This window comes from Streptomyces sp. NPDC047000, assembly GCF_040644295.1.
Classification (GTDB): domain Bacteria; phylum Actinomycetota; class Actinomycetes; order Streptomycetales; family Streptomycetaceae; genus Streptomyces.
On record NZ_JBEYWE010000015.1, the window covers coordinates 91,325 to 114,626 of the forward strand.

The 23,302-nt window shown below is 72.9% G+C and carries 21 protein-coding genes and 1 pseudogene; 7 read left to right on the top strand and 15 right to left on the bottom strand.

Annotated features, from left to right (window positions below):
- Window positions 1-14 precede the first annotated feature (14 nt).
- Window positions 15-2,561, bottom strand: a complete 2,547-nt coding sequence (locus tag ABZ862_RS23275; protein WP_360961003.1) for an alpha-L-arabinofuranosidase C-terminal domain-containing protein — start codon at window positions 2,559-2,561, stop codon at window positions 15-17.
- Window positions 2,562-2,747: 186 nt separating this feature from the next.
- Between ABZ862_RS23275 and ABZ862_RS23280 the strand changes: the two genes are divergently transcribed.
- A complete protein-coding gene (locus tag ABZ862_RS23280) occupies window positions 2,748-3,233 on the top strand; it encodes a DUF6314 family protein (protein WP_360961172.1) in 486 nt (161 codons plus the stop codon).
- Window positions 3,234-3,292: 59 nt separating this feature from the next.
- Here ABZ862_RS23280 and ABZ862_RS23285 read toward each other — a convergent pair whose 3' ends face one another.
- The 3 genes from ABZ862_RS23285 to ABZ862_RS23295 all read right to left on the bottom strand — a co-directional run bounded on the left by ABZ862_RS23285 (window position 3,293) and on the right by ABZ862_RS23295 (window position 5,925).
- On the bottom strand, window positions 3,293-3,886 hold the full coding sequence (locus ABZ862_RS23285; RefSeq protein WP_360961005.1) for a histidine phosphatase family protein: 594 nt from the start codon (window positions 3,884-3,886) through the stop codon (window positions 3,293-3,295).
- 103 nt (window positions 3,887-3,989) lie between these two features.
- Window positions 3,990-4,442 carry a GNAT family N-acetyltransferase gene (locus tag ABZ862_RS23290; protein ID WP_360961007.1) on the bottom strand — a complete coding sequence of 151 codons (453 nt, stop codon included), beginning with the start codon at window positions 4,440-4,442 and terminating at the stop codon, window positions 3,990-3,992.
- 10 nt (window positions 4,443-4,452) lie between these two features.
- Window positions 4,453-5,925: a PLP-dependent aminotransferase family protein gene (locus ABZ862_RS23295; RefSeq protein WP_360961009.1), complete on the bottom strand. Its 1,473-nt coding sequence runs from the start codon at window positions 5,923-5,925 to the stop codon at window positions 4,453-4,455.
- Here ABZ862_RS23295 and ABZ862_RS23300 point away from each other — a divergent pair.
- From ABZ862_RS23300 to ABZ862_RS23315, 4 genes are all read left to right on the top strand, one after another.
- Window positions 5,924-6,943: a DMT family transporter gene (locus ABZ862_RS23300; protein WP_360961011.1), complete on the top strand. Its 1,020-nt coding sequence runs from the start codon at window positions 5,924-5,926 to the stop codon at window positions 6,941-6,943. The genes ABZ862_RS23295 and ABZ862_RS23300 overlap by 2 nt on opposite strands.
- A gap of 99 nt (window positions 6,944-7,042) precedes the next feature.
- Window positions 7,043-7,243, top strand: a complete 201-nt coding sequence (locus ABZ862_RS23305; protein ID WP_360961013.1) for a DUF1918 domain-containing protein — start codon at window positions 7,043-7,045, stop codon at window positions 7,241-7,243.
- 320 nt (window positions 7,244-7,563) lie between these two features.
- Window positions 7,564-8,424 carry a 3-hydroxybutyryl-CoA dehydrogenase gene (locus tag ABZ862_RS23310; RefSeq protein WP_360961015.1) on the top strand — a complete coding sequence of 287 codons (861 nt, stop codon included), beginning with the start codon at window positions 7,564-7,566 and terminating at the stop codon, window positions 8,422-8,424.
- 205 nt (window positions 8,425-8,629) lie between these two features.
- Window positions 8,630-8,890: a hypothetical protein gene (locus ABZ862_RS23315; protein ID WP_360961017.1), complete on the top strand. Its 261-nt coding sequence runs from the start codon at window positions 8,630-8,632 to the stop codon at window positions 8,888-8,890.
- Window positions 8,891-8,941: 51 nt separating this feature from the next.
- Here ABZ862_RS23315 and ABZ862_RS23320 read toward each other — a convergent pair.
- The 10 genes and pseudogenes from ABZ862_RS23320 to infC form a co-directional block, all read right to left on the bottom strand.
- Window positions 8,942-9,484: pseudogene (locus ABZ862_RS23320) on the bottom strand (NUDIX hydrolase); the annotation flags it as partial.
- A gap of 152 nt (window positions 9,485-9,636) precedes the next feature.
- Window positions 9,637-10,977, bottom strand: coding sequence for a transcriptional regulator (locus ABZ862_RS23325; protein WP_360961019.1), 1,341 nt, complete (start codon window positions 10,975-10,977; stop codon window positions 9,637-9,639).
- Between the two features lie 272 nt (window positions 10,978-11,249).
- Window positions 11,250-12,347 (bottom strand): PP2C family protein-serine/threonine phosphatase, encoded by a 1,098-nt coding sequence (locus tag ABZ862_RS23330; RefSeq protein WP_360961021.1) that lies wholly within the window; start codon window positions 12,345-12,347, stop codon window positions 11,250-11,252.
- A 385-nt stretch (window positions 12,348-12,732) separates the two neighbouring features.
- Window positions 12,733-15,249: a phenylalanine--tRNA ligase subunit beta gene (gene pheT / locus ABZ862_RS23335; protein WP_360961023.1), complete on the bottom strand. Its 2,517-nt coding sequence runs from the start codon at window positions 15,247-15,249 to the stop codon at window positions 12,733-12,735.
- Window positions 15,249-16,370 (bottom strand): phenylalanine--tRNA ligase subunit alpha, encoded by a 1,122-nt coding sequence (gene pheS / locus ABZ862_RS23340; protein ID WP_360961025.1) that lies wholly within the window; start codon window positions 16,368-16,370, stop codon window positions 15,249-15,251. The genes pheT and pheS overlap by 1 nt, the downstream gene beginning before the upstream one ends.
- A gap of 133 nt (window positions 16,371-16,503) precedes the next feature.
- Complete coding sequence (locus ABZ862_RS23345; protein ID WP_360961175.1) at window positions 16,504-17,577, bottom strand: ATP-binding protein; 1,074 nt, start codon at window positions 17,575-17,577, stop codon at window positions 16,504-16,506.
- A gap of 214 nt (window positions 17,578-17,791) precedes the next feature.
- Window positions 17,792-18,652, bottom strand: coding sequence for an RNA methyltransferase (locus tag ABZ862_RS23350; RefSeq protein WP_360961027.1), 861 nt, complete (start codon window positions 18,650-18,652; stop codon window positions 17,792-17,794).
- Window positions 18,653-18,937: 285 nt separating this feature from the next.
- Entirely contained in the window at window positions 18,938-19,321 is a 384-nt protein-coding gene (gene rplT / locus ABZ862_RS23355; protein WP_067134332.1) for a 50S ribosomal protein L20, read from the bottom strand.
- Window positions 19,322-19,431: 110 nt separating this feature from the next.
- A complete protein-coding gene (gene rpmI, locus ABZ862_RS23360; protein ID WP_055470308.1) occupies window positions 19,432-19,626 on the bottom strand; it encodes a 50S ribosomal protein L35 in 195 nt (64 codons plus the stop codon).
- 110 nt (window positions 19,627-19,736) lie between these two features.
- Entirely contained in the window at window positions 19,737-20,420 is a 684-nt protein-coding gene (gene infC / locus ABZ862_RS23365; RefSeq protein WP_360961178.1) for a translation initiation factor IF-3, read from the bottom strand.
- 569 nt (window positions 20,421-20,989) lie between these two features.
- Here infC and ABZ862_RS23370 point away from each other — a divergent pair.
- Window positions 20,990-21,307, top strand: a complete 318-nt coding sequence (locus ABZ862_RS23370) for a DUF1844 domain-containing protein (protein ID WP_360961181.1) — start codon at window positions 20,990-20,992, stop codon at window positions 21,305-21,307.
- Between the two features lie 41 nt (window positions 21,308-21,348).
- Here ABZ862_RS23370 and ABZ862_RS23375 read toward each other — a convergent pair whose 3' ends face one another.
- Entirely contained in the window at window positions 21,349-22,083 is a 735-nt protein-coding gene (locus ABZ862_RS23375) for an SseB family protein (RefSeq protein WP_360961029.1), read from the bottom strand.
- 165 nt (window positions 22,084-22,248) lie between these two features.
- Between ABZ862_RS23375 and ABZ862_RS23380 the strand changes: the two genes are divergently transcribed.
- A complete protein-coding gene (locus ABZ862_RS23380) occupies window positions 22,249-23,301 on the top strand; it encodes a serine hydrolase (RefSeq protein ID WP_360961031.1) in 1,053 nt (350 codons plus the stop codon).
- The last annotated feature ends 1 nt before the right edge of the window (window position 23,302 follow it).

Sequence of the window (23,302 nt, forward strand, 5' to 3'; positions counted from 1 at the left end):
CCGGGTGAGGCCGGCTACCTCTGCTTGATCCTGAGGAAGGTGACGGAGTTCGCCGGGAACGTGTACGTGAAGCGGTCGGCGACCGTCGTGAGGACGGATGTGACGGGGGCGACGGGCGTGGCGGTCTCGGTGTTGACCGCGTCCGGCGCCGCCGTCAGGGTGGTCACCCGGGCCCGTGAGGCGACCCTGGCCCCTCCCAGGTCGACGGCCGTACGGGCCGCAGCGTCCTGGGCGTTGACGACCTTCACGATCAGGTCACCGGTCCTCGCGTCCCGGGTGACGACCTGGCGGAAGGGCTCGGCGGGGCGGTCGTCGGTGAAGCTTCCCCACTCGGTGCCGTCCAGGTAGAGGGTGACCTGCCGGCCCCGCACCGTGATGTCGATGTCGTAGGCGCGGCCGGTCTCGACCGACCCCGCCTTCGAGATCAGGGTCGACTTGCCGCCGTCCACCGCCTGTTCGACGGCCGACTGGGTGTTGTTCCAGCCGCCCAGGTTCCACCAGTAGAAGTTCCCGGTGTCCCGCACGCCGAACGCGACCAGGAAGCCTTCCCTGCCGGACTTCTTGGTCGCCTTCACATGCAGGTCGTAGTCGTGCCAGGCGGGGTCGCCGGCAAAGACCATGGTGTTCTCGGCCGCGGTGTCGCTCTGGACGTACTGGCCGTCCTGGACGCTCCAGCTGCCGGTGCCGGTGTGCGTCCACTGCCCGGCGTCACCGGAGAAGTCGTCGGTGAGCAGCGGGGTCCCGTCGGCGGCGGTCACCCGCACGTCGTCGTAGGCGGCGCTGGTGTTCCAGGTGGACAGGCCGACGGCGCCGGTGAGGGGGCCGAGCAGGGAGGGGGTGCCGGTGGCCGTGGAGGGCACGACCCGGGTGCCGGTGTTGCTCATGAAGAGCTTCTGGACCTCGTAGTTGGCCGAGTTCCAGGAGGCGTGGTTGTTGAACCACACCAGGTCGGGGCGCCACTGCACGTAGTCCTCGTTGGCGAACAGCGGTGCGTAGGACGCGAGTCGCACGACGTCCGCGTTGCGTTCCAGGCCCGTCATGTAGGCCGCCTCGGCGAGGCCGTTCTTGAAGGTGTTGCCCTGGGAGGCGTACTCGCCGAGGAAGACCTTGGGGCCGGTGCGGTCGTAGCCGTCGTAGCGGTCGTTGTTCTGGAGGAACCAGCGGGTGCTGTTGTAATAGTGCTCGTCGACCATGTCCACCTTGGCGTCCCGGTTGAGCTGCCAGGCCGTGTCGAAGGTGGAACCGGAGTCGTCGGGACCGGCGTTGGAGATCACCGTCATGTACGGGTACCTCGCCTCGATCGCGGCGCGGAACTGCTTGAAGCGGGCGAAGAACTCGACGGGCAGGTTCTCCTCGTTGCCGACCTCGATGTGGGTGAGGTGGAAGGGCTTCGGGTGGCCCATCTCGGCACGCTTGTGTCCCCAGGTGGAGGTGACGGGGCCGTTGGCGAACTCGATGAGGTCGAGGGTGTCCTGGATGTGGCGCCGGAGCAGGGCGTCGTCGTCGACGGCCTGGTTCTGGCCGCAGCCGGTCACCAGTGCCGGGACGACCGGCAGGGGCATGGCGCCGATGTCCTCGGCGAAGCGGAAGTACTCGTAGTAGCCGAGGCCGTAACTCTGGTTGTAGCCCCAGAAGTTGCTGTTGACGGCCCGGGTCTCGACGGGGCCGACGGTGTCCTTCCACTGGTACGACCGCTTGCGCTGCCAGCCGGACGCCTCGCTGTAGTCCTGCATGGAGCCGGTGTTGACCAGGCAGCCGCCCGGGAAGCGCACGAAGCCGGGGTGCAGGGCGGCGACCTTCTCGGCGAGGTCCTTGCGCAGGCCGTTGGGCTCGTGCCGGTAGGTGTCACGCGGGAACAGCGACACCATGTCGAGCGCGGCCGGGGCCGAGGAGGCGACGGTCAGCCGGCCGGTGGCGGAGGTACGGGTCGCGGTGAACGACGCCTTGTACTGCGCCCATCCGCCCCGTACGGCCACCCGGCGGGCGGCGGCGAGGGGGCCGTCGGCGTCCTGGAGGGTCACGGTGAGCGCGGTGCCGTCCGCGGCCCTGGCCCACACCGAGAAGTCGTACCTCTCGCCCTTCTCCACCGCGATGCCGGTGTTGTAACCGGCGTTGGTGACCGAGGAGCCCGCTCCGAGGGAGAGGTAGGCGCGGTTGCGGTCGTTCAGGCGGCCGGAGTCGTCCGTCACCGCGGCGGTCCCGCTGACCGTCCACGCGGTCAGCGGGGTGTACGCCTTGTTGTCGTCGGTGGAGTACTCGAAGGACCGGTTCTGCACCAGCTCGGCGTACAGACCGCCGTCCGCGGCACGGTTGATGTCCTCGAAGAAGACGCCGTACATGGTCTTGGCGATCTTCGCGCCCCGGGCGGTGGGGTCCACGGTGATCGCGTAGTCGGTCGTGCCGGCCGTGCCGGTCGTGCCGGTCGTGCCGGTCGTGCCGGTCGTGCCGGTCGCATCGGTCGCGCCGACGGCGTGTGCGGGGGCCGGGACGAACGTCGCGGCCAGCAGGAAAGCGCTTGCCCCTAGGGCGAGTCTCAGGCGGGTGACGGGGGTGCGTGGCATGGATTCTCCGCGGCTCTGGAGGTTCGGGAGATCGCTCGAGTACGTGCCGGCCGCCAGACAGTCGTTCGACATATCAGACAGCGATCAGCACGTCGAACGGCAACATAGGGTTGCGACATGACCGCGTCAATGGGGCAGGCCCGAAAGGAGCGCCCGGGAACGTAGGCTCGGCACATGGCTCGGCACATGAGTGGTACAGCCCGATATTGGCCCGTGCCGGACGTCCTGGCGCATCTGGCGGGGTGCTGGCGGGTGGAGCGCACCGTGGAGGACCTGGCGAGCGGCGCCCTCGGGCGTTTCGAGGGGACCACGTCGTTCAGCCCGCTGCCCGGGGGCGGGCTGCTGCACGAGGAGGCGGGGAGTTTCACCTGGCAGGGCGTGACACGGCCCGCCGAGCGCACCCTGCGGTTCCTGCCGGGCGCCGCGCCGGGCACGGCGGATGTGCGGTTCGCCGACGGGCGGCCCTTCCACGACCTGGACCTGACCTCGGGACGGTACGTCGCCGACCATCCCTGCTCCGCGGACCTCTACCGGGGCGAGTTCACCGTCCGGGACGCCGACCACTGGCGGACGGTGTGGCGCGTCGGCGGCCCGGCGAAGGACCTGGTGCTCACGACGGACTACACGCGTGACGTGCCGCAGGCTCCCGCCTCACCGGCCCCGGGCGCCTGAGCGCAGCCCTCGCCCGCGCCACCGCGTCACCACCCCGGTCCCCGGTGTCCAGTGCCAGGTCACAGCCGTGCCGACTGGCCGGGTGCCTTGCCGAAGCGCAGGAACCAGCGGCCCGCGAACCCGGCGACCGTGGTCGTCGCCAGCGGGCGCACGTCGATGTTCCAGAACGTCGAAGGCGGCGCCTTCAGCGCGTACACCACGGCGGCGCGGATCACCGAGGGCTCGGCCACCGCGACGATACGGCCGCCGTCCTCCAACGGCCGGGTGTCGAGCCAGCCGCCCACCCGGGAGATGAACGTCAGCAGCGACTCGCCGCCGTGCGGGACGGAGCGCGGGTCGGCGAGCCAGGCGTCCACCATGTCCGGTTCGCGGGCCATCGCCTCGCCGAGGGTGAGCCCGCGCCAGCGGCCCATGTCGCAGTCGCGCAGGGCGGGCTGCACGAGCGGGGCGTAGCCGAGGGCGTCGCCGGTGGCGCGGCTGCGCGGGGTCGGGGAGCAGTAGCGCAGTTCGGCCGCGGCGAGCGGCAGCAGGTCCCGGGCGACGCGACGCACCTCGTCCCAGCCCGCCTGGTCCAGCGGCCGGTCGTCGTCGAAGCGCTCGGCGAGCAGCGGTGAGCCGCGGGCGGCGGCGACGAACGTGACCCGAAGTGACATGCCGAGATGGTGAGCCGCGCGAGTGCGCAGGTCAAGGGCCTTCGGTGTGAGGTCACCCAGGGTGCGCGGAATCTCACCGGGCGGCCGGGGCATGACGGACAAGTCACTCGAAAAGCAGCGCCATCCAGTGGTCGGGGCGGGCGAGCGGCGCGAAGCCGAGCTTCTCGTAGACGCCGTGGGCGTCCTGGGTGGCGAGCAGGACGCGCCGCAGCCCGTACGGGCGCAGATGCTCGCGCACCGCGCCGACGAGCGCCGTGCCGATGCCCTTGCCGCGCACGGCCGGGTCGACGTACACGTCGCACAGCCAGGCGAAGGTGGTCCGGTCGGTCACCACCCGGGCATACGCCACCTGATCACCCGAAAATGTCTCGTACACGCCGAAGTTGAGCGATCCGGCGATGGCCCGGTCCTGCTTCTCGCGGGGCCGGCCGAGGGCCCAGTAGGCGTCGGTGGACAGCCAGTGGTGGACGCGCGCGGCATCGACGCGGGCGGGGTCGGCGGAGAACTCGTAGCCGTCGGCCAGGGCCGGGGGAACGAGGTCGGAGGTGTCGTCCATGGCGTGATCCTCACAGGCCGGGTCGGGGCTGTCGACCGGATTCCGCGGCGGTCAGCACCTCGTCGAGGGCGGTGCGCAGCCGCCGTACGCCTTCGGCGAGTTCCTGGGTCCCGGCGACCGCCGCGAAGCTCAGCCGGACGTGTCCGGCCGGGGGTTCGGCGCTGAAGTAGGGGCGTCCCGGGATGACGGCGACGCCCGCGCGCAGGGCACCGGTGGTGAGGGCGGTCTCGGTGACGCCGTCGGGCAGCCGGAGCCAGAGCTGGTAGCCGCCCGACGGCACGTGCGGCAGGGCCAGTTCGGGCAGCTCCAGGTGCAGCGCGGCGGTGAGCGCGGTACGGCGGGTCGTCAGTTCCGCTGCCACGGAGCGCAGATGGCGGGGCCAGGCGGGCGAGCCCACGAGTTCGAGGGCGGCTTCCTGCAGCGGCCGGGGCACGAAGAAGGAGTCGACGACCTGGATGGCGCGCAGCCGTTCCAGCACGGGTCCGCGGGCGGCGAGCGCGCCGACCCGGAAGCTGGGCGAGGTCGCCTTGGTGAGCGAGCCGACGTGCACGACGACGCCGTCGGGGTCGTCGGCGGCGAGCGGTGGCGGCAGCGGGCCGGCGTCCTCGTGCGCGAGCCGCCGTACGAAGTCGTCCTCGACGACGAACGCGCCCGCCGCGCGGGCGATGCGCAGCACCTCGGGGCGGCGGTCGGCCGACAGGACGGCGCCGGTCGGGTTCTGGAACAACGGCTGGCAGACCAGGGCGCGGGCGCCGGTCGCCCGGAACGCGTCGGCGAGCAGGGCGGGACGTACGCCGTCGGCGTCCACCGGGACGGGCACGGGTCTGAGGCCGGAGGCGCGGGCGATCGCCAGCATCCCGGGGTACGTGGGCGACTCGACGAGCACGGGGGCGCCGGGCGGGGCGAGGGCCCGCAGCGCGGTGGTCAGGGCGCTCTGGCCGCCCGCGGTGACCAGTACCTCGGCGGCGGTGACGGCGCCGCCGATGCCCCGCGCGAACCACTCGCGCAGCTCGGGCAGCCCGTCGAGGGGCGGGCGGCCCCAGGCCCCGGGTCTGCGCCCCGCCCGGGACAGCGCGGCGGCCATGGCCCGCTCGGGCTGGAGGGAGGGGTGCAGATAGCCGCCGCTGAACTCGATCACCCCGGCCGGCGGCGCGGCCAGCGAGACGGTGACCCCGGAGGCGTCCACGGTGCGCGGCACGAGATCGGCGGTGCCGTCGGCGCTGAGGGCGACCTCCTGCCAGGAGGTGTCAGCGGCCGGGGCCGGGGCCGTACGGGGGCGGGCGCGGAAGGCGCCGGCGCCGGGCCGGGTGACGACCAGGCCCTCGGCGGCGAGCCGGGCCAGGGCCCGGGAGACGGTCACCGGGCTCACCCGGAAGCGTTCCACCAGGGCCCGGCTCGACGGGAGCTTTCCACCTTGAGAGTAGCGGTCGAGCTCGCTCCGCAGCCGTTCCGCCAGTTCATCGACGCTGCTACGCTCATGCATGAGAGCACAGGATAGCGCTACCGCGCCGACCCAGATAGCGGTCACCGCCCCGACGGCCGGTCCGACGGCCGGTCCGGCAACGGGCCCGGCGGCGCACACCGGAACCCGCACCGCCGCACCTGCCGCCGCCACGTCCGCCGCGGGCACCGTCCAGGCCGCCCTGGGCGTCGTGGCGTTCTCGCTCACCTTTCCCGCGACCGTCTGGGGCCTGGAGGGCTTCGGGCCGTGGAGCCTCGTCACGGTGCGGTGTGTCCTCGCCGCGCTGATCGCGGGCGCCTGCCTGCTCGGCGTGCGGCGGCCGCCGGGCGCGGACGGGCGGCGGCGCAGAGGCGTTCCCGTCCCCGCGCGCCGCCACTGGCCGGGTCTTGCGGTCGTCGCCGCCGGGGTCGTGATCGGCTTCCCGCTCCTGACGACCCTCGCCCTGCGCACCTCGACCACCGCCCACGCGGCCGTGGTGGTGGGCCTGCTGCCGCTGACCACCGCCGTGTTCTCGGCCCTGCGGGTCGGCGCCCGGCCCTCGCGCCGTTTCTGGGCCGCGGCGCTCGGCGGGGCCGCCGCCGTGGTCGCGTTCACCGCGGCGCAGAGCGGCGGCGCCCTGACGGCCGCCGATCTGTATCTCTTCGGCGCGCTGCTGGTGTGCGCCGCCGGATACACCGAGGGCGGACGGCTGGCCCGGATCATGCCGGGCTGGCAGGTCATCGGCTGGGCCCTGGTGCTGTGCCTGCCCCTCGCGGTGCCGGCGGCGGCACTGGCCCTGTCGTACGAGCCGGTGAGGCTGAGCGCGCACGGGGTGGCCGGGCTGCTGTGGGTCGCGGTGGGCTCGCAGTTCCTCGGGCTGGTCGTCTGGTACCGGGGCATGGCGGCCGTCGGCATCCCGCGCGCCAGCCAGTTGCAGTTGGCGCAGCCCCTGCTCACACTGGTGTGGTCGGTGCTCCTGCTGGGCGAGCACCTGACGGTGGCCGCGCCGCTGACGGCCGCCGCGGTGCTGGTGTGCATCGCGGTGACCCAGCGGGCGTGAGACCGAGCGGGCCCGTGCGGCCCTCGTACGGCCGTGCCGCGCGCCGTAGACTCGGGGCCACGGACCGCTGCTCCCGCACCCGTGAGGAGGCCGTTTCAGATGCGTGCAACCGTGGGCGACCAGCTTGTGCAGCACGGCAGGGTGGTCGGACAGCACGACAAGACCGCCGAGATCGTCGAGGTCCTCGGCGATGCGGGCACTCCCCCGTACCGCGTCCGCTTCGACGACGGCCACGAGGCCCTGTGCTCCCCCGGCCCCGACTCGGAGATCCGCCACAAGGAACTGCGCCGGACACACTGACCGCACGCTGTCCGCGTCCCTACACCGGCCGCGCCCGTCCGTCCGTCGTACGGCACGGCGTGCCCGCCGGCCACCGCCGAACGGTGGCCGGCCCCGTCGCGTGCCGCGACACGCGCCCGGCGCACGGCCGCGTCACATCCGGTGCGTGTCCCGTCCCACGGCAAGGACACCTTTCCCCCGGCCGATCGATCATCGATACTACGGGGTAACCTGCTCGTCCGGAGCAGGGCGCCGCACGACGGAGCACCTGCTCCTGCCGTTGATCAGGCACGCTGGTGCGCCGCCCCGGAGGCGGTCCGCACGGAACCGAGAGGGACGATGTGACCGACATCGAGCGCGTCGGAGTCGTGGGCTGCGGCCAGATGGGTGCCGGTATCGCCGAGGTGTGCGCCCGCGCCGGACTGGACGTGAAGGTCGCCGAGACCACCGGTGAGGCTCTGGAGTTCGGCCGGACCCGGCTGCTGGGCTCGCTGTCCAGGGCGGCCGGACGCGGCAAGATCACCGAGGAGGAGGAGCAGGCCACGCTGGCCCGGCTGACCTTCACCACCGACCTCGGCGAGTTCGCCGACCGCGATCTCGTGATCGAGGCGGTCGTGGAGAACGAGCAGGTCAAGACGGAGATCTTCCAGGTGCTCGACCAGGTGGTGACCCGGGCGGACGCCGTCCTCGCCTCCAACACCTCCTCCATCCCGCTGGTGAAACTGGCGGTCGCCACCTCACGGCCGGACCAGGTGATCGGCATCCACTTCTTCAACCCGGCCCCGGTGCAGCAGCTGGTCGAGCTGATCCCGGCGCTCACCACGTCCGAGGCCACCGTCGGGCGGGCCCAGGCGTTCGCGGAGAAGCTGCTGGGCAAGCACGCCATCCGCGCCCAGGACCGCTCCGGCTTCGTGGTCAACGCGCTGCTGATCCCGTATCTGCTCTCCGCGATCCGGATGTTCGAGTCGGGCATCGCCAGCCGCGAGGACATCGACAACGGCATGGAGCTCGGCTGCGCCCACCCGATGGGCCCACTGAAACTGTCCGACCTGATCGGGCTCGACACGGTCGCCTCGGTGGCGAGGAGCATGTACGACGAGTTCAAGGAGCCGCTCTACGCCGCTCCCCCGCTGTTGCAGCGGATGGTCGACGCCGGCCGGCTCGGCCGCAAGACGGGCTCCGGCTTCTACACCTACGCCTGACCCCGCCCCGCCCCACCTCCTCTCGCCGTCGTCCGCCGGACCCGGCACCGTCGTCCGTACGGTGCCGGGCCCTCCGCATTCACACTCCGTGTGCGCCCAGGGCCCGCATATGCCCGGCGCACACCCTCCCGCCGCGCCCACCAGGGGTGTTGACTCACCATGCACATGCAAGGGATGTGAGACGACTACGGAAAGGAGCGGACCTGTGACCGCCGATCCCGAGCATCCCGTCGTCCATTCAGAAGTCGCGGAGTTACGGCGCCGCCTCGACGTGGCCTACGCCCGCGTCGAAGGCGGACTCGCCCTGCTCAGCCACCGCACCGAGGAGACCGCCAAGGAGCTGGACGAGCTGAGCGCCCGGATCGTCACGCTGGAACACTCACGCTGGCCGCTGCCCTCGATCGCGGCCCTCACGGCCCTGGGCGCGCTGGCCGTGACCGTCTGGCAGGCCGCGGGCCGGGCCTAGTCCGGTCCGGGACCCGGGCACGGACCCCGGCGCGGTCCCGGCCACGGACCCCGGCACCGCGTCCTGACCGAGCCTGAGATGGTGCAGCAGCAGTAACGCGGCCGCCATGTTGGCGGCCGGGACCTCGCCGCGGGCGACCATGTCGGGGACGAGTTTGAGCGGGACCCACTCCCGGCGGTCCGACTCGAAGTCGTCCACGGGGTGTCCGACGTAGTCGCCCTCGTCCGACCAGTAGATGTGGTGCCGCGCGTCGGTGAGACCGTTGGACGGCTCCACCGTCATGAGGTGGCGCAGGGTTCCCGGCCGCCAGCCGGTCTCCTCCTCCAGTTCCCGGGCGGCCGCGACGGCGATGTCCTCACCGTCCTCCACCACGCCCGCCGCGAGCTCCCAGCCCCAGCTGTCGGTGATGAAACGGTGGCGCCACAGCAGGAGGACCTCGTTGGCCCCGTTCACCACCGTGGCCACGGCCACGGGCCGCAGCCGGATGAGGAAGTGGTCGAGATGCCGGCCGTCCGGCAGCTCGACGTCGGCGAGATTGACGCTGAACCAGCGGTTCGCATACACGGTCTGCTCGTTCTTTTTCATCCACTGCACGGTTCTGCCACCTTCCGACGGGTAAGTGGCAATATCGCAGCAGAAGCATCCGGACAGCAGGTGCGACGGCGGGCGCATCGCGGTCCGTGCGCGGCGCGCGGCGGTGCGCCCCGGGCCCCGGTCGCCGCCACCGTTGCGCCCTGCCGCCACCGCTACAGCGGTACCCGCAGGGCGCCGTCGATGAGTTCGGCGGCCTCCGCGGTTCCCGCGCCGCCGCTGCGCACCAGATGCTCGCGCACCACGCGGAGTCTGTCCCGCAGCCGCTGCGACTCCATCCCGCGCGCCGCCTCGGCCATCCGTACCGCCGTCGCCACCGCCCGGTCGGCGTTGCCCTGCCGCAGCTCGACCTGGCTGAGCATGGCCAGCCGGTGCACCCGCCCCCGGTCGTGGGCGGGGATGTCCACGGCCGCCGCGGCATGCTCCTGGGCCGCCGCCAGCTCGCCGAGGCTGAGCAGCGCCTCCGCCACCTGGACGTTGACCAGGCCCGGCTGGACGTAGCCGGTCTCGTCGGGTTCGTGGCCGCGCCGGATGCGTTCGGCGGCGTCCTCGGCACGCCGGATGCAGGACAGGGCGCTCGTGGCGTCGCCGAGATGGGCGTACGCCTTGGCCTGCATGGCGTAGAGGTCGGAGGCGAGGGCGGGGGTGATGTGCCGGCCCGCGGCGCGCAGCGCGGCCTCGGCGAAGGCGACGGCCTGCCGGAACTCCCGCATGAACAGCGCCTGGTTGACCAGCAGCGCGATCACATAGGCGCCGAGCCCCCGGTCCCCGCTGGCCTTGGCGAGCCTGAGGGCCTGATGGAAGTAGCGCTGGGCGAGGCCGTGCGCGTCGGAGTCGTAGGAACAGATACCGGCGATGGCCACCAGCCCGCCCGTGGCACGGTGCAGCTGACGGCCCGTGGCGTCGGTGTAGCTGCCGCGCAGCAGCGGGGACGCCTCGGCGTTGAGGAACCCGACGATCCGGCCGCGGGTCGCCACGCCGCCCGCCTTGCGGTACATCTGCTCGTAGTGGGTGCGGGCGGCGCGCAGCATGCCGAGGTCGGCGTGGGTGACCCGGTGACGGCCGCCGCGGGAGACGTCGGTGTCCTCGGGCGGGTTCTCCCACTCCCACACCGGCATCACGGCGGGTGTGCCGGTGACGGCGGGGGCGCCCAGGAGATGCGGACGCTGCTGCTCGTCGGAGCGCCACAGGGCGGTGGCCCGCTCGACGAAGCCGGACAGCGAGGTGGTGTGCGGGGCGACGGGTTCACCGGGGACACCGAGGCCGATGTCGTCGAGGGTGACCGGACGGTGCAGCCGGCCGGCGAGCACCTCGCAGATCAGGTCGGGCACCTGACCCCGGGGCCGCTGTCCCTTCAGCCACCGCGCGACGGCGGTGTGCTCGTAGCGCAGGGCGAGTCCGCGCGCCCGCCCTTCCTGGTTGACGTGCGCGGCGAGCCCCGCGTGGGAGATGCCCGCTTCGTCCAGGATGGCGTCCAGCAGAGTGTTGGGCTGCATCTGTGGCCCCCTGGTGACCTCGATGCGTCAGAAGACTAGTGCGTCCCGGTTCACACGGGGTGTGAACGGAGTACGCCGATCCGCAGGGTGTGCGCACTGTCGCGCAGAGTCCCCGCCTTGTTGACTGAGACACCTCGAAAGAGGCGGCCGGGCCGCCGGCTCCCCCTCGTACAGTGCGGCGGCCCGCGTCCGCGCCGTCCGCTCAGCCGCCCGCCCGACCCGCGGCGGGCGGACGGCGCCGCCGCGACGGCGGCTGCACCACTGTCCCCGGCTCATCTGCGGCCGGGGCGTGCCCGGTGCCCGGCGTGCCGGCCGCCCGGTGACGGTGGCGGGCCGGGAGCGCGGCCGCGGTCCCGGTGCAGGACCAGCAGGGCGGCGTCGTCGGAGGGGCTGGTCCCGGCGTGCCGCAGCAGGAGGGTGAACACGATGCGCAGGACGGACTGCGGGAACGGCGGTCCCTCGCGCACGGCCGCGGCGAGGGCGGCACGGAGCGGAAAGAACCGGCCATGGGCGTCCCGGGCGTCCTCGGCACCGTCCGTGTGCAGGAACAGCGCCTCACCGGGCAGCAGTTGCGGGCACACCACGGCGGGGAGGTCCGCGGGCAGCGGGAACAGCCCGAGGGGCGGCAGGGGTTCGGCCGCGGTGAGCGGTTCGACCCGGTCCTCACCGAGCAGATACGGCCAGGGGTGACCGCAGTTGAGGGCCCTCAGCTCGCCGTCGGCGCCGATCTCCAGGAGCAGGACGGTGACGAACTCCTCCGCGGACGCCTCGCCCGTCGCTCCGCCTGTGTCCTCACCGGGTGTCTCGCCGTGCGCGGTGCCGGTGCCCGCGCCCAGGTGCCGCTCCAGCGCACGGTCCAGGCGGCGCAGTAAGCCGCCGAGTTCGGGCTCGTCGTGGGCGGCCTCGCGGAAACTGCCGAGGACGGCGGCCACGGTGCCGAGGGCGGCGAGACCGTGTCCGCGGACGTCCCCCATCACGACCCGCACCCCGTACTCGGTGCCGATCGCCTCGTAGAGATCGCCGCCGACGACGGCCCCGTGCTCGGCGGACAGCCGGGCCGCGGCGATGCTCAGCCCCTCGATACGGGCGGGCAGCGGCCTCAGCAGGACGCTCTGCGCGGCACCCGCGACCCGGTGGACCTGCCGCAGTTCGCGCAGCAGACCGCGGTTCGCGAACAGGATGAGCGCGCTGCCGACACCGAAGAACACCACATTGGTGAGCAGCCGGGCGCAGAACAGATGCCGTTCGGCGAGCGGGCAGGTCAGCTTGTACGTGAGCGCGGTCGCGCCCCACAGGGTGGGCAGACCGAGCGTCAGCGCCCGGCACAGCGGCCGGCGGTGCGCCCGGCCGGACGGCACCGTGTCGGACACGGCCGTGCCGGACGGGGTCCTGCCGGGCCCGGCCCCGTCGGACGGGGCCCTGCCCTGTACGGCCAGGGCGGACCGGACCCTGCCGATGAGACTCCTGCCGGAGCGGGCTCTGCGGGGATTCCCAGCCCTGGTGCGGATCATGGCGTTGGCCCCCCAAGTAGGCCCGGACAGCCGAGACGGGCCCCGAAAGGCCGGTCCGATTCTGTCGATCACACGCGCCCGGAGGGGCAGGCACCGGCTCTTCTCACCCGAATGAGTGAGTTACCCCTGGTCAGGTGCGGTGTCGGGCGCTCCCTCAGGTGCATTTATGCGCGCGGCAGGCGGAGAGGGCCGGCCCGGGCCCCTGCGGGGTCTCCGGACCGGCCCTCTCCCGGGCCGGACGGGATCACGCGCCGCGCAGCACGGCTCCCGTGCGCTCGGCGGCGAGGGCGACCGCGGTGTCGCGGGCCGCCGTCGCCTCGTCGACCGTCAGCGTCCGGTCTCCGGCGCGGAAGCGCAGCGCGTAGGCCAGCGACTTCTTGCCGCCGCCGAGCTGTCCGGCGTTGGTGTAGACGTCGAACAGGCGGATGGACTCGAGCAGTTCACCGGCGCCCTCGCGCAGCGCGGCCTCGACGTCCGCGTGCGGCACGGCGTCGTCGACGACCAGGGCGACGTCCTGGGTGGCCATCGGGAAGGAGGAGATGCCCGGGGCCTGCGGGAGGCCGTCCGCGGCCTCCTCCAGGGCGTCCAGGTCCAGCTCCATCGCGCAGGTGCGCGCGGGCAGGCCCAGCGTCTTCAGGACGCGCGGGTGCAGCTCGCCCGCGTGGCCCACGATCCGCTCGCCGTCGCCGCCGGTGACGGCCAGTTCGGCGCAGCGGCCCGGGTGCCAGGGGCCGTACCGGCCCCCCCGGACGACGAGGTCGGCCCCGGCCTCGCGGGCGACGGTGCGTGCCGCCTCGACGGCGTCGGCCCAGTCGCCCGGGCGGCCCGTGCCCCACCAGCCGGCCTGCTCGCGGGCGCCCGCGAGGACGACGGCGACATGGCGCGGCTGGTCGGGCAGCGCGGCGTTCAGCGCGGCGAGTTCCTCGTCGGTGGGGCGCCGGTCGACGGGCAGGTTCGCCGCGGCCGTGCGCTCCTCGCGCGGCTTGAACACCAGACCGGTCTCGAAGAGCGCCAGGTCGTGGGTGCCGCGGCCGTCGTTGCGGCGCAGCGCGCCGAGCAGGCCCGGCAGCAGGGTGGTCCGCAGTGCGGGTTCCTCGTCGCTGAGCGGGTTGACCAGCCTGACGACGCGGCGGGCCGGGTCGTCGGCCTCCAGACCGAGCTGGTCGAAGACCTGCTCGCCCAGGAACGGGTTGGTCGGTGCCTCGACGTAGCCCGCTCCGGCCAGCGCACGGCCGACACGGCGGTGCAGCCGCTGGCGGTGCGTCAGGCCACGGCCCGAGGGGGGCTTGGGCAGCGTGGCGGGCAGGTTCTCGTAGCCCTCCAGGCGGATGACCTCTTCGGCCAGGTCGTTGGGCTCGGCGAGGTCGGGCCGCCAGGACGGCACGGTGACGGTCAGCTCGTCCTGCCCGTACACGTCGCAGCCGATCTCCTGGAGGCGCCGTACGACGGTCTCGCGGCCGTAGGTGACGCCCGCGACCTTGTCCGGGTGGTCCGCGGGGGCCTTGACGACGTGCGGCGCGGACGGCGTGACGATCTCGGTGACGCCCGCGTCGGCGGTGCCGCCGGCGAGGAGGACGAGCAGGTCGACGGTGCGCTGGGCGGCGGCGGAGGCGGCCTGCGGGTCGACGCCGCGCTCGAAGCGGCGGGACGCCTCGGAGGACAGCTTGTGCCGGCGGGCGGTACGCGCAATCGACACGGCGTCGAAGTGCGCGGCCTCGATGACGACCTCGGTGGTCGCGTTCTCCAGGTTCTCGTGATCGGCGATCTCGGTGTTCGCGCCGCCCATCACCCCGGCGAGGCCGATGGGACCCCGGTCGTCGGTGATGACGAGGTCCTCGGCGTGCAGCTTGCGCTCGGTGCCGTCGAGGGTGACGAGCTTCTCGCCCTCGGCCGCGCGGCGCACGCCGATGGTGCCCTGGACCAGCTTGCGGTCGTAGGCGTGCAGCGGCTGGCCGAGCTCCGTCATCACGTAGTTGGTGACGTCGACGGCGAGCGAGATCGGGCGCATGCCGACCTTCTGCAGGCGCCGCCGGAGCCAGATCGGGGAGCGCGCCTCGGGGTCGAGGCCGGTGACGGTGCGGGCGGTGAAGCGGTCGCAGCCGAGCGGCTCGGAGACCTCGACGGGGTGGCCGAAGGCGTTCGGCGCGGGTACGTCGATCAGGGCGGGGTCGCTCAGCGGCAGGCCGTAGGCGATGGCGGTCTCACGGGCGACGCCGCGGAGGGACAGGCAGTCGCCGCGGTTGGCGGTGACGGCGATGTCGAGGACCTCGTCGACCAGTTCCAGCAGCTCGACGGCGTCCCTGCCGACCTCGGTCTCCGGCGGCAGCACGATGATGCCGTGCGTGCCGTCGTCGCCCATGCCCAGCTCGTCGCTGGAGCAGATCATGCCGTGGGAGGTCTTGCCGTACGTCTTGCGCGCGGCGATCGCGAAGCCGCCGGGCAGCACGGCGCCCGGGAGCACGACGACGACCTTGTCGCCGACGGCGAAGTTGCGGGCGCCGCAGACGATCTCCTGCGGCGCGCCGGTGCCGTTGGCGGTGCCGACGTCGACGGTGCAGAAGCGGATCGGCTTCTTGAAGCCCTCCAGTTCCTCGATGGTGAGCACCCGGCCCACCACGAGGGGGCCCTTGAGGTCGGCGCCGAGCTGCTCGACGGTCTCGACCTCCAGGCCGGCGGAGATCAGCCTGGCCTGTACGTCGCGTCCGGTCTCCGTCGCCGGCAGGTCGACGTACTCCCGCAGCCAGGAAAGCGGGACGCGCATCAGATCTCCATTCCGAACGGCCGGGTGAAGCGGACGTCACCCTCGACCATGTCTCGCATGTCCTCGACGTTGTGGCGGAACATCAGCATCCGCTCGATGCCGAACCCGAAGGCGAAGCCGCTGTACTTCTCCGGGTCGACGCCGCACGCGGTCAGCACCCGGGGGTTGACCATGCCGCAGCCGCCGAGCTCGATCCAGCCCTCGGAGGAGCAGGTGCGGCAGGGGCGGTCGGGGTTGCCGACGGACTCGCCGCGGCAGACGTAGCACACCATGTCCATCTCGGCGGACGGCTCGGTGAACGGGAAGAAGTTGGGCCGCAGCCGGGTCTTCATGCCCTCGCCGAACAGCGACTGGACCATGTGGTCGAGGGTGCCCTTGAGGTCGGCCATGGTCAGGCCCTCGTCCACGGCGAGCAGTTCGACCTGGTGGAAGACCGGGGTGTGCGTGGCGTCCAGCTCGTCGGTGCGGTACACGCGGCCGGGACAGATGACGTAGACCGGCAGGTCGCGGTCCAGCAGGGAGCGGATCTGCACCGGCGAGGTGTGGGTGCGCAGGACGACGCCGGAGTCGGCGGTGCCGTCCGGGCCCTCGACGAAGAAGGTGTCCGCCTCGCCGCGCGCCGGGTGGTCGGGGCCGATGTTGAGGGCGTCGAAGTTGAACCACTCCGCCTCGACCTGCGGGCCCTCGGCGACCTCGTAGCCCATGGCCACGAAGACGTCCTCGATGCGCTCGGACAGGGTGGTGAGCGGGTGGCGGGCGCCTGCCGGTACGCGGTCGTACGGCAGCGTGACGTCCACGGCCTCCTCGACCAGGACGCGCGCGTCACGCTCGGCCTCCAGCTCCGCCTGCCGGGCGGCGAGGGCCTTGTTGACGGCGCCGCGGGCCTGGCCGACGCGCTTGCCCGCGTCCGCCTTGGCGTGCGGGGGCAGGGCGCCGATCTCGCGGTTGGCGAGGGCCAGCGGCGAGGCGCCGCCGGTGTGGGCGACCTTGGCCTCCTGGAGCGCGTCGAGGGAGTCCGCGGCGGCGAAGGCGGCGAGCGCCTCGTCCCGCATGCGCTCGATCTCTTCCGGTTTCAACGCCTCGACCTCGACAGGGTCGTACGACTTATTCGGTGCCGACATCTCTTCCCGTGCTTCCGATTGGCTGGCTGAAGGTCCCCGTGACCGGCTCGTGGGTCTGTCGTCCTCGGGACACAAAGGTGCCAAAGGCCGAGTCTAACGGGGCGGAGGTGTGCGATCGCGCCCGTGGGTCCGCTCAGCCCAGGTGGGCCGGGGTCGCCACGGGCAACGTAAATCGGAACTCGGCGCCGCCGGCGGGGGCGCGGCCGACCGTGATCACTCCGCCGTGGGCCTCGACGATGCCCTTGACGATGTAGAGCCCGAGGCCCGTGCCGCCGCGCTTGCTGCCCCGCCAGAAGCGGGTGAAGACGCGGTTCATGGACTCCTCCGGGATGCCGGCGCCCTCGTCGCTCACGGTGACCGACGTGCCGGTGTCCTCTCCCTCGCGGGGGGACGCCGCAGGCGTGACGTCAATGGTGACGGTTCCCTCGCCGTGGCGCACGGCGTTTTCCAGGAGATTGCTCAGCACCTGGTCGATCTTGTCGGGGTCGGCCCACAGGGCCGGGAGCGGCTGCTCGATGCGCAGCAGGAAACGGTCGGCGGGCTGTCCGGCGGCGACGTACGCCTGGATGTGCCGTCCGACGGCGGCGCCCATGTCGACGAGCTGGCGGCGCACCTCCAGCCGTCCGGAGTCTATGCGCGATATGTCGAGCAGTTCGGCGATGAGCCGGGTGACCCGGTTGGCGTCGGCGTCGACGGTCTCCAGCATCAGCCGCTTCTGGTCGTCGGTGAACCGTTCCCACTTGGCGAGCAGGGTCGCGGTGAACCCCTTGACGGAGGTCAGCGGGGAGCGCAGTTCGTGGGCGACGGTGGCGATCAGCTCGGCGTGGCTGCGTTCGGTGCGGCGGCGGGCCTCGGTGTCCCGGAGCTGGACGACGACGCGGTGCACCGGTCCGGTGGGGGCGGTCCTGACGTAGCGGGCGGAGACGAGGACCTCACGGCCGCCGGGCAGCAGCAGGTTGCGCTCGGGCTGCCGGACCCGGATGGCGAGGCCGCCGTAGGGATCGGTGAGCTGCCACCAGCGGCGGCCCTCCAGGTCCTCCAGCGGCAGTGCCTTCTCCAGCCGCTGTCCGAGGGCCTCCCGCGCGGACTGCGCGGTGATGCGCGCGGCGGCGGTGTTGAAGCAGATCACCCGCCCGTCCTCGTCGGCGACGACCAGTCCGTCGGGCAGATCATCGGCACCGACCCCGACACCCGCCCCGGGCCCGATGACGACACTCCCGTCCCCACCCCTCGGACCGGCAGGGGCCGCGCCGGACGCGGACGGTGCCGGGTCGGGGGCCTGCGAGGGGACGGCCGGGGTGGTGCCGGACTGCTGGGGCAGCGGCGGGCGCGGCACGTCCCGTGCTCCCGACGTGCTGCTCGTGCCCACACCCATCCCCGTACCCAGCCCTTCCTACGAGGGTCCCGGGCAGGTCACCCTACTAGTTCTCGGTGACGGAGCGGCACCCTCCGGGGGCGCGCTGTGCACGGGCCGACGCGTAGAGACATACGGCGGCGGCGGTCGCGAGGTTCAGACTCTCGGCCTTCCCGTGGATCGGGACGCGTACGACGGCGTCCGTGAGGGCGCGGGTCTCCGTCGGCAGGCCCCATGCCTCGTTGCCGAACACCCAGGCGGTGGGGCCGCCCATGGTGCCCTTGTCGAGTTCCGCGTCGAGGTCGCGGTCGCCCGCGCCGTCGGCGGCGAGGACCCGCACCCCGGCCTCCCGCAGCCCGGCCACGGCCCGCTCCACGGGTACGCCGACGGCGACGGGCAGATGGAACAGCGAGCCGACCGAGGCGCGCACGGCCTTGGGGTTGTAGAGGTCGACGGAGGCGTCGGTGAGGACGACGGCGTCGGCACCCGCGGCGTCCGCGCAGCGCAGCACCGTTCCGGCGTTGCCCGGGTCACGGACGTGCGCGAGGACGGCGACCAGCCGGGGCCGGGCCGCGAGCACCTCGTCGAAGGGCGTGTCGATGAAACGGCACACCCCGACGAGCCCCTGCGGGGTCACGGTGGTGGAGATGTCGGCGACGGTCTCCTCGGCGGCGAGGTGCACCCGGGCGTCCGCCTCACGCGCGGCGGCGACGATGTCGGCGTACCGCTCGGCGGCGTCGGCGGTGGCGAACAGCTCGACCAGCACCGGCCGTCCGCCGCTGCGGTGCGCGGCGGCCTCCCGTACGGCCTGCGGCCCCTCCGCGAGGAACAGCCGGTCCTTCCCCCGGAAGTTCCGCCGGGCGAGCCGCCGGGCGGCGGCGACCCGGGGGGACCGCGGGGAGATCGGCTCATGGCTGACGGGGGGCATCTTCCTCACCTTCGGGAATCCAACATCGCGGCGCCTTCCGACCCGCGAGCACGCAACACGCTCCGGGCCCGCGAGCACGCGGCACGTTCCAGGCCGCGGGACCGCAACTCCCCAGGGGCGCGGGGAACTGCGCGACCAGCCCCGACGCACCCGCAGCCGCACAAGCGCCCGCCGGCGCACCCGCAGCCGGTCACGGCCGAACCGCCGACGGCAACGACAGGACCCGCAAGCCGTGAAAGCCTGCGGGTCCTGCGGTCACGTCGGCGGCCTAGAGCCGGCGCAGCGTCACGCGGCCTTGGGCGCGTTCACGTCCGCCGGCAGGGCCTTCTGGGCGACCTCGACGAGCGCGGCGAAGGCGCTCGCGTCGTTGACGGCCAGCTCCGCGAGGATCTTGCGGTCGACCTCGACGTTGGCGGCCTTCAGGCCCTGGATGAAGCGGTTGTACGTGATGCCGTTGGCGCGGGCAGCGGCGTTGATGCGCTGGATCCACAGCTGACGGAAGTCGCCCTTGCGCTTCTTGCGGTCGTTGTAGTTGTAGACCAGCGAGTGGGTGACCTGCTCCTTGGCCTTGCGGTACAGGCGCGAACGCTGACCGCGGTAGCCGGAGGCCTGCTCGAGGATCGCCCGGCGCTTCTTGTGGGCGTTGACTGCCCGCTTGACGCGTGCCACTTGTTAACTCCTTGTAGCGGGGCCGCGGTGGGACTCACGCGGCCCGGAATCGAATGGGTCCCGGTCCAGACGTACGGCGCCAGGTGATCAGTGCGATCGGCGCCGCATGGTCACTTGCCGAGAAGCTTCTTGATCTTCTTGGCGTCGGCCGGAGCCATCTCGGCGTTGCCGGTGAGGCGACGTGTCAGGCGGGACGACTTGTGCTCGAGCAGGTGGCGCTTGCCGGCGCGCTCACGGAGCACCTTGCCGGAGCCGGTGACCTTGAAGCGCTTGCTGGCACCGCTGTGCGACTTGTTCTTCGGCATAGCGCCGTTCTCTCCTCGTCGGTGGCGTTCCGGTGCCCGGTCGTGAAACCGGGCACGGTGGAACGTCGCTCTTGTTTCGGTTACGTCCTGAGGACCGGAGTCCTCCGGGGTCACGCGTCGGCAGAAGCCTCGGCCGGGGCCTCGGCGTCCACACCGCTCTCGTCGTGCACGTCGATCCCGGCGTCGTCGGCGTCGGCGGCGTTCTGCGAGCGGCCGGGGTGGGCCTTCGCTTCGGCCTTCCGGGCTTCCTGCGCCTGGCGGGCCTCGGCCATCGCCTCGGTCTTCTTCTTGTGCGGACCGAGGACCATGATCATGTTGCGGCCGTCCTGCTTCGGGTTCGACTCCACGAAACCGAGGTCCTGGACGTCCTCCGCGAGCCGCTGCAGCAGCCGGTAGCCCAGCTCGGGCCGGGACTGCTCGCGACCACGGAACATGATCGTGATCTTGACCTTGTCGCCCTGCTTGAGGAACCGGACGACGTGACCCTTCTTGGTGTCATAGTCGTGCGGGTCGATCTTCGGCCGGAGCTTCATCTCCTTGATGACCGTGTGCGCCTGGTTCTTGCGCGCCTCACGGGCCTTCATGGCCGACTCGTACTTGAACTTCCCGTAGTCCATGAGCTTGCACACGGGCGGACGGGCGTTCGCCGCGACTTCGACGAGGTCGAGGTCGTACTCCTGGGCAAGCTCCAGTGCCTTCGCGAGCGGCACGATGCCGACCTGCTCGCCACTGGGACCGACAAGTCGAACCTCGGGAACGCGAATCCGGTCGTTGATGCGGGGCTCGGCGCTGATGGATCCTCCTCGGTAGCACCACGCGGCGGTCTGGCGGACTGCCGCGTATCGTCTGTTTCAGACAGACCTAACCGCGCCGAAGCAACAAAAATGCCCCGGACGATCACAGGCGGGGCTCCAAGCACTACCGGAACACCGCCGCGGGGATCGCGGGGCGCACTATCGGACGGCCCCACCGTCCACAGGAACGACGGCAGCCGTCTGACCGGATGACCCGCCGTCCCGGAGGGCGGTCGGGTGGGAGTTCGGAGCCTCCACTTGTGGGCCGAGCGCGACATGTGTCATACGCGTCCGGCCGGTCGTCACACAAGGTTAGCAGCAACCCCGCACAAGAGCGAACGGGGGATGTACGGGCCCGGGCGCCGCCCCGGGGACCGGGCGGACCGGGCCTCGGTGCGGGGGCCCGCGGGGCTGCCCCTAGGGTGTGGGGCATGAGTGACACCCCTCCTGAGACCACCCCCGCCGGGGTCACGCCCGATGCCCCGTCCGAGGCCTCCCTCGGCACCGCCGCCGGCACCCCGGCCGGTGCCACGGCGGGCAACCCCGTCGAGGACCCCGACTTCGACGCCCTGGCCCGTGACATCGCCGAGGTCCCCGCGGTCGAGGTGATCGTAACGGTCGCCGTCAATCTGATGAGCGCCGCCGCCGTGAAGCTCGGACTGTCCGAGGAGGGCGACAAGTACAAGGACCTGGACGAGGCCCGCAAACTGGTGACCGCGCTGGCCGGTCTGCTGGACGCCAGCGCGACGGAGATCAGCTCCTTCCACGCGGCCCCGCTGCGCGACGGTCTGAAGTCGCTCCAACTGGCGTTCCGCGAGGCGTCGATGGTCCCGGACGAGCCGGGCAAGGGCCCGGGCGAGAAGTACACGGGCCCGCTGTACGTCTGACGCGGCCCGGTCCGGCCGTTCCGTTCCCCGTCCACCGCCTCCTACGCGCGGACGAACACCGGCTCGCCCGGCGGCGCGGCCGCCCCGGCCGGCAGGACCGCCAGGTCCAGGCCGCGCACCAGGCGGGCCCGCAGCGTCTCGTCGGCGGCCATCCGGGCGGCGACCGCGCGGACGGCCACGGCGGGCTCGGCGGCCGGGTCGAGGACCAGCGCGAGGGTGCCGTCCGCCCGGCCCGGGCCGAGGTGCGCGCGCAGCACGGCGGGCTCGGCGGCCACGGCGGCGCGTACGGCGCCGGTGACCGCCGGGTCGGCGAGCGGGTCCGTGGTCGTACGGCCCTCCGCGAGCGCCAGCAGCACCGGCCCGGTCAGTTCGAAGGGCACCGGACCGGCCAGGTCGAGCACCACGGTGTCCGCCCGCTCGTGCGCGGCCGCGCGCAGCGCCTGGTGCAGGGGTACGGCGACGGGGCGGGCCCCCGGGTCCCAGCGGGCCAGCGAGTCCGTGGAGGTGAACGCGGGCAGCGCCGTGCGGCCACCGGCCTTCAGGGTGGGTACGGCCATCTCGCTGGTCTTCTCCCGGCGCAGCCCCCGCTCGTCCTCCTCGGCCTCGCCGAGCACGGCGACGACCGGAACGAGCAGCCGGGTGCCCTTGAGGGCGGCCAGGACGGGTTCCAGCGCGGTGCGGTCCTCGGCCCACGCGGCGAGGGCCGCGCCGAGCCGGGGGTCGGCGGAGCCGTCGTCGTCGGAGTAGCCGGGGTCGGGGATGTTCGTCTTCGCCACGGTCACCGAGCCTATCCGGGCGGCGCCCCCGACTTCGTCCGGCCCCGGCCTCGTCCGGCCCCCGCCCACGGTGGTCACCTCGCTCACGGCTTTCTCAGAGATCCCTGACACGCCTCTCACGTCCGTCCAACGGTGCGCACAGCCGTCGCGTCCAGCATCGCCGGCATGTCCTCCAGAGCCCGTGGGCGCGGCCGCCGCGCCCGTCCGCCGTCCCGGCGCCGCCCGGTCCTCTACGTCGCGCTCGCCTCGGTGGCCGTCGTCGGCGCCACGGCGGCGGGGACGGTGTACGTGAAGGAGCGGGCGCACCCCGGCTCCGGCGCCGTAGTCTCTTCCCCGGCGCCGTCGGCCTCGGCGCCGGGGAACGGGGAGGCATCCGTGGAGGCAGTGTCCCGGCCGGCCGTGGACCACGACGCGTTGCTGTCGGACGCGCTGGACGGGGTGACGCTGACCGGCGACCAGCGGGTGTCGGCGGCGGTGCTGGACCTGGACTCCGGGGACAGCGCGGCGTACGGCACGGCGGCGTTCGACACCGCGAGCATCGTCAAGGTCGACATCCTGGCCGCGCTGCTGCTCCAGGCGCAGGACGCGGGGCGGCAGTTGACGTCGGCCGAGAAGGCGTACGCCACGGCGATGATCGAGAACAGCGACAACGACTCGGCCTCGGCGCTGTGGCGGGCCATCGGCACGGCGGACGGTCTCGACGCCGCGAACAAGCGCTTCGGGCTGACGGACACCCAGGGCGGCGACGGTGCGCTGTGGGGGCTGACGCAGACCACGGTGGCCGATCAACTGGTGCTGCTCGGGCAGGTGTTCGGGGACGGGGGCGGCTCGAGGCTGAGTGCGGCGTCCCGGGCGTATCTGCAGGGGCTGATGAAGAACGTGGAGACCGACCAGCGGTGGGGGGTCTCGGCCGCGGCGGACGGTTCGGCGTGGGCGCTGAAGAACGGCTGGCTGGCCCGCAGCACGACGGGTCTGTGGGACGTCAACAGCATCGGCCGGGTGACGGTCGGCGGCACCGGTTATCTGGTGGCCGTGCTGTCCGACGGAAGCACCACGCAGGCGGAGGGCATCTCGCTGGTGGAGGCCGCGGCGAAGGCGGCGGTGACGGTGTTCACGGGTGACGGTTCGTCGGCGACGGCCCCGGCGTCCGCCTCCGCGTCACCGTCCGCGTCCGGGTCCGCGTCCGGGTCGGGAACGTCCGCGCGGTCGGGGAACTAGC

Bases quoted from the DNA above. Each gene is read 5' to 3' on its own strand.
- ABZ862_RS23275 (WP_360961003.1), bottom strand. From the start codon at position 2,561: ATGCCACGCACCCCCGTCACCCGCCTGAGACTCGCCCTAGGGGCAAGC.
- ABZ862_RS23280 (WP_360961172.1), top strand. From the start codon at position 2,748: ATGAGTGGTACAGCCCGATATTGGCCCGTGCCGGACGTCCTGGCGCAT.
- ABZ862_RS23285 (WP_360961005.1), bottom strand. From the start codon at position 3,886: ATGTCACTTCGGGTCACGTTCGTCGCCGCCGCCCGCGGCTCACCGCTG.
- ABZ862_RS23290 (WP_360961007.1), bottom strand. From the start codon at position 4,442: ATGGACGACACCTCCGACCTCGTTCCCCCGGCCCTGGCCGACGGCTAC.
- ABZ862_RS23300 (WP_360961011.1), top strand. From the start codon at position 5,924: ATGAGAGCACAGGATAGCGCTACCGCGCCGACCCAGATAGCGGTCACC.
- ABZ862_RS23295 (WP_360961009.1), bottom strand. From the start codon at position 5,925: ATGCATGAGCGTAGCAGCGTCGATGAACTGGCGGAACGGCTGCGGAGC.
- ABZ862_RS23305 (WP_360961013.1), top strand. From the start codon at position 7,043: ATGCGTGCAACCGTGGGCGACCAGCTTGTGCAGCACGGCAGGGTGGTC.
- ABZ862_RS23325 (WP_360961019.1), bottom strand. From the start codon at position 10,977: ATGCAGCCCAACACTCTGCTGGACGCCATCCTGGACGAAGCGGGCATC.
- pheT (WP_360961023.1), bottom strand. From the start codon at position 15,249: ATGCGCGTCCCGCTTTCCTGGCTGCGGGAGTACGTCGACCTGCCGGCG.
- pheS (WP_360961025.1), bottom strand. From the start codon at position 16,370: ATGTCGGCACCGAATAAGTCGTACGACCCTGTCGAGGTCGAGGCGTTG.
- ABZ862_RS23350 (WP_360961027.1), bottom strand. From the start codon at position 18,652: ATGCCCCCCGTCAGCCATGAGCCGATCTCCCCGCGGTCCCCCCGGGTC.
- rpmI (WP_055470308.1), bottom strand. From the start codon at position 19,626: ATGCCGAAGAACAAGTCGCACAGCGGTGCCAGCAAGCGCTTCAAGGTC.
- ABZ862_RS23380 (WP_360961031.1), top strand. From the start codon at position 22,249: ATGTCCTCCAGAGCCCGTGGGCGCGGCCGCCGCGCCCGTCCGCCGTCC.